We start from the raw sequence: 13,440 nt of genomic DNA, 5'->3' as shown, positions 1-13,440 counted from the left end.
GAAAAATTCTTCGGCATCCCATTCATCTTCATCATCTACTTCTGCTGGTTCATCATCATCAAAGTCGATCTCCTTAGAGCTAATCAACCCGGATATTTGCAGGGTATAGTAAATTTTCTCAATATTTTTGCGCGTTTGTTTACCTAGCTTTTTACCGTTAAAAATTTCTGTAAATACACCATGAATTTTCTCATCTAGTTCTAACAGTTGTTGGAGAATCGGCGCGCTCCGTTGGGCTACTTCTACGCCAATCTCTCGAATTTTAGCGACTAAATTATTTAGCTCGGTGCGTTTTTTGGTAATTTGCTTGAGTAATTTCTCGTTATCCCGCTCTAAAAACTCTAGCCGAATCCGCAGATCGGAAAGTGCTAGCATATCGGAACTAGCAGCAACACCAGTGTTATTAACAGTCTGGCGAGTGGCTGTGGACTTAGCTGTTCGAGCCATAGTATGGATATGGTGGTTAGAGATCGCAACTGCACTATTCTAATCCAGTTATTCGATCTCGCGATCGCAGATCTCGATCTAATTTGGTTTGCAAGCATAATAGCAGCCAAACCCAGACCCATAACATCCCCAAAATGACGATAACAGATCCCCACCGATTGGCATCGATCGTCGATAGTAGCATTTGGCAAAATGTACCGGGAAATAGCCCAATCCACTCGCCGAGGTGTCTACCACGAGCATTTGTCTCCCAGATAAATACAGGTAAAATCAAAATAGTCACGAATCCAAACACCAACCAGCGGTAGTGCCGCACTCGCCCGAATTGCTTTAAATGCGCGATCGTACTCCAGATCCCGGTGCAGATGAGTAAAATAATTGAAGATAGCAGCCAAGTTGCCAAATTCGATCGGGTGATTGGGAATGAGAGCGAGACAGGAATGCTCCAAACCACAATTGCGATGCCGATATTGACCAAAGCTGCTAATATAGCTGGGCTGCGATCCTGCCATAACATCGGTTGCCACCGATCTGGCTTGAGCTGCTGCTCTTGCGCCCATTCTGTCATCGATCGAACACTCGGTAACATTAGCGCGATCGTCAGCAGCATCCAAAATAATAACAGGCTCCAAAATAGTGGCGGTAAATTGCCGTAGATACCATCGTAAGAGCCGCCACCACTATAAGCGTTCAAACTGGGATCGAAAGCCAGTCGATGAGCAAATTTGGTATCGCTGGGGCGATCTAAAAAGTCAGCACGATCGATAAGTTTGCGAACGACGCAAAATCCTAGTAAAAATAAATGATAAGTCAGCGTCCACAAATAACTTTGAGTGCGACTTAAAATCGGACTACTGGGCTGCTGATAGCTCCGTTCTAAGCCGCGATACAGCCAGTAGCTACCTAAAATCGTTAGTCCGCTGAGTATTAAAAATGTTGGGGGGTGGTTATCTAAGCCAATCCCGTACCATTGCAGTGTAGACCGATCGTATTTACCATACCAGCGCAAACAGATTGTCACCAAGACACTAGATAACACCAACGTCGAAATTGCTGACAAAATCGGCAGTGTATTCGATCTGAGCGTGACGATTGCGGCACTCAAATAACACATTACCGTCCACCCCACCATTGCCAAATCCCAAGCCAGTACTGTCAATATCGAAATCTGTGCGGCACGTACCGCATACAACTGAAGCGGTAAAGCGCAAATCGCAGCAAAATAAACCAGTACTGGTGCGCCTAAAAGTTTACCAACCAGTACTGTATCAGCTCTGCGGGGAACGAGCCGCAAAAAATCTAACGTGCCTAGCTCTCGCTCCTGACGAAAGCTACTCGCCACAAAATAAGCTCCCACAGTCGCCATCAGCACGAATATCAGTCCGCTACCCATTGCGACATGCGCCCACCATTCCTGCCAATCAATGAGGATGCCCTTGGCCTCGGCAGCACAGCCGGGAGTTAAAGTCTTTTGGCAGTATTGCTGGTAAACCCAACTATCGGCAACTCGATCGACTGGTAGTAAGCTCGATCGATAGGCTAGGAATGATGCCTGTAGTCCGATCGATAATAATCCAGTGACAATCAGATTCCGCCAATTCACGCGACTGGTTAATTCGCGTAAAAGCTGAGGATTCCAATTGCCGATCGTTTCAACAATCCATACCCACCCAGCTATATGCACCGAACTATAGAGATTTTTTGACATATATACACCCCGATCTAGTTGAATTTTTTTGGTGCTGGCGACTCTCCATTACAGAGACTCACAGGAACGATTTTTTACAACAGGGTTAATTTAACGATCTCCGTATTGTTAACGATCGCGATATTATGAATAGACATCTTGAAACCAAACTAATTTGTTAAAATAGATTCAGTCAAAGTACTGACGCTGAAATTCAAGAATTGGCCAATATTTCAGCGATTATGCACCTGACAGTGGCAGGATGTAAGTTATTAATCATAAGTTAGTAGTAACTTTCCGGAATTAGCTGTCGATCGATTGAATCGGATCGATACATGTTTGCAAATGTTCCCCAGTTAATAACTCGGCGAATTTATACCAAAAAATCTCAAATATAATATTATGTCTAAGAAAGGAATTGCGACCGCTGCATTACTAGTCGGAGCTGCTGGTGCTGGGTTCGCCGCTTATAAATACATCTATTCAGGTGAGAGCAATCCTAGCGATCTGGCTGGGGTGATTCCTGCCGATGCCATGATGGTAGCTTATGTCTCTAACGATACTGAGGCTTGGGCGAAGTTGCAAAAATTTGGGACTCCCGCCGCCCAAAAAATTATTACGGCGCAAGTAACCGAAGCCCAACAAAAGTTTCTGGCTCAAAGTAAAATGGACTTTGCCCAGGATATTCAGCCGTGGCTGGGTAATACCATGTTTGCCATTTTGCCAGCTAGCAGCGGCGGATCGGCGCAGCCTCGCGTCCTAATCGCGATCGGGATTAAAGACAAACTTAAAGCCCTAGATTTTGCTAATAAACTCAAAGCTCAAAGCAAAGAACCGACTAAAGAAATCGACTATAAAGGTGTCAAAATTACCGATTCTGGTAAAGGTAGTGGCGAAACTTTTAGTGCGATCGTTAACGATCGATTAGTTGTCTCACCCGAACAAAAGTCGCTAGAATTAGCGATCGATACCGCTCAGGGACAACCATCGCTGGCTAGTAAAGCGGGTAACGATTGGTTTAAAGCCGATACCCTCGGACTCAAACAACCGATTGCGGCTTTTTATATTCCTAATTACATTCAAACTGTCGAGCAACTATTTAAGTCTGGCAAACAACCGATGCCAATCGATGCCGCTACCCTCGAACAATTGAAAAAAATTCAATCCCTCGGCGGTGGAATTGCGATCGATGATGCCGGGATTAGGATGAAATTTGTTGCCAAAACCGATGGCACTACTTTACAGCTACCCGCTACAGCTAATAAAGCGATCGGCAGTTTCCCCTCGGATACCTTCGCCGTCGTCGGCGGTACGGGTTTGAGCCAAGTTTGGACGGAGATGAACAAAATCGCAGCGGCGCAACCAACAACTCAACAAGCATTTAACCAAATGCGCCAAAGCTTTACCCAATCGACTCAGCTCGATCTGGATAAAGATGTGATGAGCTGGATGGGTGGCGACTATACAATGGGAATGATGCCTGTAAGTACCGGGATTACCGCCGCTGCGGGCTTTGGCGGTGTGTTGACGATCGATAGTACCGATCGCGCCGTTACGGACAGTACGATGACCAAGCTGACCAATTTAGCCAAGGGTTCTGGATTGACTGTCGAACCCCGTCAAGTCGGTAGCGCGCAGGTGTTCGATATCAAGGCTCCCGCCGGACAGGGGACGCTGTTTAGCTATGGTTGGTTATCGGATAAATCGCTATCGATTGCCGTTGGCGATGGTTTGATGGATAAGATTGCCACTCGTTCTGGCGAATCGATCGAGCGTGCTGCTAATTTTACTACGGCAATGGGCGCGATGCCCAGTCAAAAACAAAGCTACGCCTATATCGATATCGAAAAGGTGTATGGGCTAGTTAATAGCAAAATGGGTGCGATGGCAGGCAAATCGATTCCCCCAGATGTGGAGGCGATAATTAGCTCCATTCAAGGATTGGGAATGAGTTCGGCGCAACCCGACAAAAATACCAGTCAGTTTGAAGCTCTATTGACACTCAAGCCGACTAATAAATAAAGTTCTTACACAAGCAGGTAGGGGCAATTCATGAATTGCCCCTACCTGCGCCCTACCGTGTGTATGCATCTTTAGAGACGATCCAAATTGGTGGAAATCACCCAACCCTTAAAAAGCCTACCGTGTATACACATCTCTGGAGAAAAGCAAAATTGGTGTGAATTCCCCTGTCTTGTCTTGCATAATCCCCCTTAAAAAGGGGGACTTTGACCCGATCTTAGCCCCCTTAAAAAGGGGGTTGGGGGGATTCAGATCTTGAAACGAAGTCCAATAGACTTGTGTATACACCGTAGCTTTAAAAAGGCAGGGGGATTTAGATCTAAAAACGAAGTCCGGCAGATTTGTGGATACAGGGTAGCCGCGCGCAACTTCCGAATCGCACTCATATCAACCCGTATTTCGCATTCCCGCCGCAATCCCATTAATGGTTAAGAGCGCGCCATCGAGGAGTTCTTTTTTGGAATAGCGGGAGTAGATCATCCCCGTACCACCATGTTGGCGCAACCGTTTGAGCAGTGAGGCTTGCAAAAATCCTAACGGGACGATGCTACCATTCCGCAGTTGGATCGATCGTTGGAGTTCGGGATTGTCATCCAAAAATTTCTCGTGTCCGGAAATCCGCAACACCATATCGCTGACGAGTCGATATTCTTGGGTAATTCGATCGAATAGCACCTCAAATTGCTCTTTGTATTCTGGTTGCGCGAGTTCGTTCATATAGTGACGTGCGATTTGCAAATCTACTTTAGAAATCGTCATTTCTACTTTAGAAATTGCCATCCGGAAAAATGGCCATTTACGATAGAAACCTTGCAACAGCTCGAAATTTTCGGTTGGCGATTCGGCGACAAATTCTTGCAGTGCCGCCCCAACACCGTACCAAGAAGGTAGTAAAAAGCGGCTCTGCGTCCAGCTAAATACCCAGGGAATGGCGCGCAAACTAGCAAGATCGCGTTTGCCACCGCGACGAGCGGGACGGGAGCTGATTTGCAGGTGACTGATTTCATCGATCGGGGTAACCTGATGGAAGAAATCGACTAAATCGGGACAATCGTAAATTAGGGCGCGATAATGTTGGCGCGATCGATCTGCGAGATCTTCCATCACTTCGTTCCACGGTTCGATATCATCGATGCCGCCAGACATCAGGCTGGTTTTAATTACCGCACTCGCCACCTGTTCGAGATTATAAAGTGCTAATTCGGGCAGCGAATATTTAGAAGCCAGAACTTCACCTTGTTCGGTAATCTTGATCCGCCCGTTAATACTCTGCCCTGGTTGGGCTAAAATCGCCTCGTGAGATGGGCCGCCGCCTCTACCAACGCTTCCCCCCCTGCCGTGGAAAATCCGCAGCTTCACGGCGAATTTCTCGGCGATCGATTGGAGGGCTTTTTGGGCTTTGTGAATTTCCCAGTTGCTACTCAGGAATCCGGCATCTTTATTGCTGTCGGAATAGCCCAGCATGACCTCTTGCAGATCGGGTACCAAACCGGGAATCGCATTCGCTGGAGTTGGCTTGTAGCCGCCTGTCAATGCCGATCGATAGAGCGGCAACTCGAATAGCGACTGCATAACCAGCGGTGCTTTTTTAAGATCCTCGACGGTTTCAAATAGGGGTACTACTTGCAAACTGGTAATCCCGGTTGCCGGGTCGTACAAGCCCGATTCTTTGGCTAGCAGCATGACTTCGAGAATGTCGCTGACATCCTTATTCATGCTAATGACGTAAGTTTGGCTGATTTCGGGGCCGAATTCTTGATGGAGTCGGCGCAGCATCCGAAAGGTTTCGATCGTCTCTACCGCTTTATCCGAGAATGGTAGTTCGCCGGGAATTAGGGGGCGGCGGGTTTTGAGTTCGGCAACCAGCCAAGCGACTCGATCGGCTTCAGATAGGTCGTGATAAGATCCGGGTAAGACTTGAAGATAATCGGTAATTTCGGCGATCGTATCAGCATGACGACCGCTTTCTTGACGGATATCTAGTTGGGCGAGATTGAACCCATATATTTCGACTTGACAAATTAGTGTTTCTAAGGCTTGACAAGTTATCCCGTTTTGCTGAATGCTCCGCCGGATTAGGTCTAGTTCTTTGAGGAAATCGGCACCAGAATGGTAGCAGGTGTGGGGGTTGAGGTCTGCTTTGGGCAGCTTTAAGCTATCCCATTTGGCAACTTGCCGCGATCGATCTAAAGTATTGGCAAGTCGTTCGATCGTATATGCCAATTTGAGTCGATATGGTTCTTGACGATACCGAATTGATAGCTCATCGTAGATTTCGGGAAAATGAGCTTTATCTTGTTCTAGAGATTCTAATAACTCTGGTAAGACATTACTCCAATGCAGCGACAGGCTGAGGGTATTTGTCAAGCCCCGCATCGATTTAATATACTTTTTCAGGACGATACCGCGCTGATAACATGCAGTTTGCCAGGTGATTGTCGGGGTAACCGCAGGATTGCCATCCCGATCCGAGCCTACCCACGATCCAAACCGACAAAACCGATTGCTGGGTGGATTGAGGTGGGGGAAAGACTGCTTGAGAGCTGTATTCAATCGTTGCGATAGCTGAGGAATCGCATCGAATAGTACTTCCTCAAAGTAGTGCAGGGTATAATCTACCTCATCTAACACCGTCGGTTTGAATTGATGTAATTCATCCGTCCGCCACCACAGCAAAATTTCTTCAAGCAATTGTCCTTCGAGTTCGACAACTTCCCACGATGACTGAATCCCCAATCGGGTTAAATCTTCCTCAGCACGATCGAGCTTTTCCAAAATTTGGGCGACTCGCCGTTGCTTATCTCGAATTGTATGGCGGACGATTTCGGTGGGGTGAGCGGTAAATACCAAACCAATATCTAGCTCGTCGAATAGTCGCTGAATGTGTTGAGGCGGCACTCCAGCGGCTTTAAGTAAAGGAAACAGCGCATTAAAAGTACCGCGATCTTTTTGAGGATCGCTAGAGGCTTGCCAGGTTTTTTCGAGCAACCCAGCACCCAACGGCGGAATGTTTTGGGCATGATGGCTGGTTTGAGTGCTGGCGGTAGTTGGTGCTGAATATTGAAGCGATAATTTCAGTGCTAATTTCTGTTCGCACTGTTCGTAGTGTTGCTCGACAATATTTATTAATTGAAAATACAGCGCAAATGCTCTCGCCGCACGAATCGCATCTTTAAGATCGAGTTTTTCGATCAGTTGGTGAACTTCCTGCGATAGGGGTTCTGACAGACTTCCATCCGACGAACACATCTCGCGCAGTTGGTTGAGAAGATTGACTAAATCTTGACCGCAAGCATCTCGGAGCACGCGCTCCCACAAGTCTTCAATTACTTTGAGCCGATGGTTTAGTAAGAGATTGGATGGGGAAGAAACCATGAATTCTGGTTCCGAGACGTGGGTTAGCGGGTGCATATGACATTTGCTCGCGATATGGACGTGGGGGTGAAAACAACCCAAGGTGACGCTGTTATCTTCAACCCAGCAGGCTGACGATCTCAAACGACCTCACGATGAAAAATTTTGCTTCTCTTGCGAGAGGCTTTGCCAACGCTTGGCTATTGCGATCGCAGACTAGGAGCGAGATCGATCGGTAATCGAAGTCGCTCCTAATTATATCAAAGATTTGGAAGCCATAGCATCGATCGGATCTTTACTAATATACATTTACTATCAGTCGTGTAAGGGCAAAGGATCGCTAGTGAGTATGTGCTTTTTTTATTTCCTTTCGCACCACTAGAGATTTTAAATCTGAGTCAAGTTCTCTGTTTAACTATGACTCCGATCGATTTCCTGGCGCATCGATGTCTTCATGGCGATCGCTAAAATGTAATACAGGCAAGCGATCGCCCCTAAATACCTCCTCACTGGCTACTCCCAATCGTTCGAGCAAGTCACCAGCAGCTTTAAAACCAACAATTGCACTCAACCAAGGAGTCGCAGTCAGGCTTACGAGCAGCGATGGTGAAACTAGAGAAATCCGCGATGCTGAAACTGGCGATCCTGACATAGCAGTCATCAACTCCAAATAAACTAATGCGAACAACTCCATTGCCTGTCTAGAGGCAGGTATGGAGGCTCAATCTTTTATCATCATAGTCGAGTTAACGAGTCTGTGCCTGTGCCGATCGATACGATCGGGAGCGGGGAGTAAGGAGTAAGGAGTAAGGAGTAAGGAGGGAAAGATATATATTTCGGGTGATTTTTGACTTTATCTACTAGATAGATAGCGTCAAAGTATTGCTGAGTCTAGATTTGTCGCGCTTAGATCGATGGCGATCTCTGGGCGATCGATCGCTCATCGGATGGATAGATTCGGTTAAATCGAAAAAAAACTTACAGGTATGTTAATTGTGATGGGTGGTTGAGGGTAATTTAAGTAGGAGAGTAATTGAATATTTAAACAATTCAGATCGTCTAGGGATCGAGGAGTCACCCAACCGTCTTCTAGGAACTTTCACCCCAGCTTCGCAGTGCATTGTCCCCCGTCTTCGCTACTTCTTCCTAGTGGCATGTTCCCGGCTATGAGTAACAAATTTATATGCTTAATCGATTAAAAAATCTATTCCCTCGACGAGGTAGTGGAGTGGCGATCGAACTTGGATCCGAACGGATCAATATTGCCCAACTCCAGAAAAAAGGTGCAGATCTCACGCTCAAAAAGCTCTGCTTTGCAGAAGTTCCTGAAGGAATTTTTGAAGAAGGGCGAATTATTAATCCCCAAGAGTTAGGTGACTTGATTCGGACGACTTTATCCGACAACAAGATCGATGCAACTCACGTTACCACGTCGGTACCGATGCGGGAATCTGTGATTAGATTAATTCCGCTACCAGCCGAATTAAACGATCGAGAAGTACGCGATTTGATTCTCAATCATGAGGCAGCATTATATCTCCCGTACCCGCGTGAAGAAGTCGATCTCGACTATCAAAAACTCGATTTGGTTACCGACGAAGACGGTTTAGATAAAGTCCAAGTGATGCTGGCAGCCACCCGCAAGGAAGTTACCGATAGTTATATCGAGACTTTCCAGTATGCTGGATTGGCAGTTAAAGTTCTCGAAATTAGCAGCTTTGCCGTCCTCCGCACGATTAAAGAACAACTGCGTCAATTCGCGCCTCAAGAAGCCGTCGTCTTGATCGATATCGAATTTGATTGTACCGAAATTGCGATCGTTGTTAATGGCATTCCCCAATTCAATCGTACCGTACCGATCGGGACTTTCCAACTCCAAGAAGCTCTCAGTAGCGCGATGAATCTGCCGCTGACTAGAAATTCTGACGCACTGCAAGATATCACCATCCCCGATGTCCCCGTCAGCAGCCTGAATAATCAGAGCGAAGCTATGACTAGTATCAATCCTGGTATGGCTGCCATGATGCGGATTCTGACCGAACTAGCCGATGAAGTTCGTCGTAGCATTGAATTTTACATGAGCCATAACGGTCAAGAACTCAAACTCGAACAACTGCTCTTAGCTGGCCCAGGCGGCGGCTTAGGACAGCTCGATCTGTTCTTCACCCAAAGATTGAGCATTCCCACCACTCAAGTCGATCCCATCGGCGGATTGGGGTTGGAACCAGAGATGGATATTCCCATCGGTCAACGACCTGGACTCGGTGTAGTCTTGGGCTTAGGTATGCGCGAGGTATAAATATATGTACACTATCGATATTAATTTACTGCGCGAACGCGCTGAATACCAGACAGGCGCACAAAGTGAGTTTATTAACAACACGACAATCGCGCCTACTGCTAAATATGGCAAAGCACCCCTGTTTGTGGGTGTTGGCATCGCCGCACTCAGCATGCTACTCACAGGTGGCTGTTATCTATTTTTAGGTCAACAGACTACCCAACTCGAAGCCAAACAAAAAGATCTCGACCAAAAATTGGGCAGTCTTAAAGCTCAAGATGCCACATTGGCACAACTCAACGGACAAATCGCCCAAGCTAACGAGCAAAACCAATCTTTGGCTGGCGTATTCAATCAGGTGCAACCTTGGTCTGCAATCCTTCAAGATCTGCGAGAAAGCATTCCCAAAGGCGTTCAGATTTCTAAGATCGTCCAGACTTCTGTCGCTGCGGCTCCAGCTCCAGCTCCAGCAACCGCAGCACCCGCAGCACCCAGTGGCGGTTTAGTTAACAAAATCTCTACCCCTCCCAATCCTGAAGCTAAACCGAGTGCAGCTCCAAGTGCTACACCAGCAACAACTACTACGGCAACGCCTTCAACTTCAGTAGGTAGTACGCCAGCGATCGTGGCAACACTTCCTGCTGATGTACCAACAACCAAGATCGAGATTACTGGAACGGCAAAATCTTTTGAGGAAGTTAATAACTTTATGTTGACTCTCAAGCAATCAGCTTTCTTCAGCTCTGATGAAACTCAATTAGTTAGTGCTAATTTGACACCTTCTACTTTAGTACCCGTTACTGTCGATAAAAATGGTGCTGCTGTTACTGCGGGAACGACAGGGTTGGGTAAATCGAAGACATTAGAGCTGCCAAAAGTGGTAACTTACCAAATTCAAACTTCGATCAAACGCGTTCCCGCAGCAGATTTAATCCGCGAATTAGAACGCAAAGGGGCAGTAGGATTGGTAACTAGACTTAGAAGCCTTCAACAACAGCAGGCGATTAAACCATGACATATAGTAGCGATTTAATAACTCCGCACGGAAGTCATCAACAACAGGCGATCGAACCATGACATATAGTAGCGATTTAATCGATAGCGATTTAGCAAGCAATACCTCTTTTCTAGCACCACCAGTTTACCCATCTATCTTTGGAATTACCTTTAGTCCGATCGTCAGCGGTATCTGTTTGGCGGTTGTGGGAGCTGGCATCTCTGGATATATATATGGCAGTTTTTTACAACCGCAATTGGCAAAAAACCAGGAGTTAGAGACTAAACTTGCTCAGACCAAAGAGCAGATCGAACTTAGAAAGGACAACAGCAAAAAAATTGCTGAAGCTCAAAAAAATCTCGATCGCGTTAATGCTCAACAACAAGTTATTACTGGATTATTTGCCAGTGATAAAAAGCTAGATACATTACTGCTCGATCTGAATAAATTAGTCAATATCCGTCAAGGAGAGTTGCAAAAATTCAAGCCAGAAATACTCGCTACTGGTAGCGGTAGTAGTGGTGCTGCTCCCATCATCGATAGTTCGCTAGGTGCAGCCTTAAATTACAAAATCAAGCGCAAAAGCGTAGAGGTTGAAGTTAGTGGTAATTTCGAGCAAGTTCAGTCGATCTTACGGACGATCGAAAGATTGGATCAATTGCTAGTTGTTAAAGATTTTAATGCGAATACAGAGACAGATAAGTTGAATCAGAAGATCTTAGTAGATGCTCAGGGCAGACTCATGCCTCGACCGGAACCTATTATCAAAACTACATTCAAAATCCAAGCTCTAATTCCGATGAATCCCGCAGAGCAAGCTGCTGCGGCTCCCCCACCAGTTGCGCCGAAAAAATAATCGCGGCGGCAGCATCCAGTTAACAGTTAAAGATCGAGCGACTTACATTCTCGATTTGTCTTAACTAACTGCTAACTAACAACATCAGATATACCCCGTAAACAAGTTCCTGGAGTAGGAGATTTAATAAAGTGAGCAAACGTAAACAGATTATTACCAGCATTTTCATGGGTAGCGCAGTTGCAGCACTATCTGTAACTAATGTCAATGCAGCGCAGCCCGCACCAGCGGACAAGCCAGATCCCAGCAACGATCTCGTCGCTCAAACGCCTCCAGCACCCCCAGCCCCAACACAACAGCCGCTGGTACCAAACCCTAAGGTCACGATCGATAACGCGCCAACCAGCCCCCGTGCCATCGCACCACCAGTCGGCGATATTAGCGTGTCCAATCTCGATGCGGCCATCCCCCAAATCAATTTAGATTCTACCGCTCGGATTAATATGGTACTCAAAAATACTCCCGCACGGGAAGTATTAGAGTCCTTAGCTCGATCGGCTAATCTCAACTTAGCCTACGCTGCTGACAATACCGCTAGTGCTGATGGTAAAGCCAAAACCGATGCAAACATTAGCATCAACCTTCGGAACGAGCCAGTCCAAAATGCGTTTAACTATGTTCTCCAACTCAGTGGCTTAGAAGCCAATCGGGTCGGTAATACCATTTTTGTCGGCACTCGCTTACCTGATTCTGTGCGGGAAACGATCGTTCGTTCCATGCGGATGAACCAAGTAACTTCGGCTGCTGCTGCCAACTTCCTCACCACTCAAGGTGCAGAAACGCAAATTGCTTTTACCAAAGTCGATCTCCAAACCGTTGGTACAGGAGCCTCCGCACGTACGGTAGAAACCAGAACCCCACAAATTTTGGCACTCAAAGCCAATGAAGGTAATGGTCCACTCTTGCTTAAAGGTCTAGCTGTCAGCACCGACGAACGACTCAACTCGGTGACTCTAATCGGTTCTCCCCGCAAGGTTGAGATGGCAACTAGCATGTTGACCAGATTAGACGCTCGCCGTCGTCAAGTTGCTCTCAACGTCAAAATCGTCGATGTCAACCTCTCAAATGCTAACTTCCAAAGCAACAGCCTATCTTTTAAAGTTGGCGATGGCTTCCTCTCTGTCGATAAAGGTGCCGCAGTCTATAACTATGGTGGTTACAATCCTCCTACCACCAGTCAGACATTAAATAGCCCGATTGTTGCGCCGATTGTCGGACTCAACTTACCCAATGGCGGTTCACCATTCCTCGATTATTCGCCTAATGCTAACTTAGGTAATCAAGATGGCAGTCAGCCTGGTACTGGCGGACTGATTGGTAACTCTCCACGTCCCAACTTCGGCACGGTCGCTAATCCCTATCAACCAGGTGTAACTGGATATACTCCAGAAGTCAGAACAGTAACACCAGGTGGATTCAACACCGGATCGACAGCCGTAGGCGACCCACTTACAGGTAATCTCGTTCAACCCGGTCAACCATTTGCGCCAACCATCAAAGTTACACCTGCTGTCGCAACATACGGATTGCCCACTAACTATCAAATTCCCTCTAAGTTCCTATCTACCCTCCAAGCGCAAATCATCAGCGGTAACGGTAAAATCTTGACCGATCCGACTTTGGTAGTGCAAGAAGGTCAAAAATCTACTGTCAATCTGACCCAAGATGTATTTGGTGGATTTAAAATCAACTCTGTGGCTGGAACTGGTGCGACTACTAGTACTAGAGAGCCAATTATCAAACAAGCTGGATTGACTCTAGAAATCTTGGTCAACCGGATCGATGATAATGGCTTT

Annotated in this window: 8 protein-coding genes and 1 pseudogene; 5 read left to right on the top strand and 4 right to left on the bottom strand. The window is 46.6% G+C overall.

Translation table 11 applies throughout. The features are described from left to right. Positions 1-447: pseudogene (locus RMO79_RS12170) on the bottom strand (molecular chaperone DnaJ); the annotation flags it as partial. A gap of 34 nt (positions 448-481) precedes the next feature. Beyond that, positions 482-2,155, bottom strand: a complete 1,674-nt coding sequence (locus RMO79_RS12165; RefSeq protein ID WP_310483427.1) for a hypothetical protein — start codon at positions 2,153-2,155, stop codon at positions 482-484. A gap of 381 nt (positions 2,156-2,536) precedes the next feature. Here RMO79_RS12165 and RMO79_RS12160 point away from each other — a divergent pair, with 381 nt between their 5' ends. Then, positions 2,537-4,156, top strand: a complete 1,620-nt coding sequence (locus RMO79_RS12160) for a DUF3352 domain-containing protein (protein ID WP_310483426.1) — start codon at positions 2,537-2,539, stop codon at positions 4,154-4,156. Between the two features lie 387 nt (positions 4,157-4,543). Here RMO79_RS12160 and ppc read toward each other — a convergent pair whose 3' ends face one another. Both ppc and RMO79_RS12150 read right to left on the bottom strand, forming a co-directional pair. After that, positions 4,544-7,567 carry a phosphoenolpyruvate carboxylase gene (gene ppc / locus RMO79_RS12155; protein ID WP_310483425.1) on the bottom strand — a complete coding sequence of 1,008 codons (3,024 nt, stop codon included), beginning with the start codon at positions 7,565-7,567 and terminating at the stop codon, positions 4,544-4,546. A gap of 358 nt (positions 7,568-7,925) precedes the next feature. Beyond that, entirely contained in the window at positions 7,926-8,171 is a 246-nt protein-coding gene (locus tag RMO79_RS12150; RefSeq protein ID WP_310483424.1) for a hypothetical protein, read from the bottom strand. Between the two features lie 522 nt (positions 8,172-8,693). Here RMO79_RS12150 and pilM point away from each other — a divergent pair. The 4 genes from pilM to RMO79_RS12130 form a co-directional block, all read left to right on the top strand. Continuing rightward, a complete protein-coding gene (gene pilM, locus RMO79_RS12145; protein ID WP_310483423.1) occupies positions 8,694-9,809 on the top strand; it encodes a type IV pilus assembly protein PilM in 1,116 nt (371 codons plus the stop codon). A gap of 4 nt (positions 9,810-9,813) precedes the next feature. Beyond that, entirely contained in the window at positions 9,814-10,806 is a 993-nt protein-coding gene (locus RMO79_RS12140) for a PilN domain-containing protein (protein ID WP_310483422.1), read from the top strand. Between the two features lie 58 nt (positions 10,807-10,864). Next, positions 10,865-11,644 carry a pilus assembly protein gene (locus tag RMO79_RS12135; protein ID WP_310483421.1) on the top strand — a complete coding sequence of 260 codons (780 nt, stop codon included), beginning with the start codon at positions 10,865-10,867 and terminating at the stop codon, positions 11,642-11,644. A gap of 131 nt (positions 11,645-11,775) precedes the next feature. Further along, on the top strand, positions 11,776-13,440 hold a 1,665-nt coding region (locus tag RMO79_RS12130), incomplete at its 3' end, for a secretin and TonB N-terminal domain-containing protein (protein WP_310483420.1).

This window comes from Chamaesiphon sp. VAR_48_metabat_403 (genome assembly GCF_031422475.1).
Lineage (GTDB): Bacteria > Cyanobacteriota > Cyanobacteriia > Cyanobacteriales > Chamaesiphonaceae > Chamaesiphon.
The sequence above is the reverse complement of the archived record's forward strand: the minus strand, read 5'-3'. Positions and strand labels throughout refer to the sequence as shown.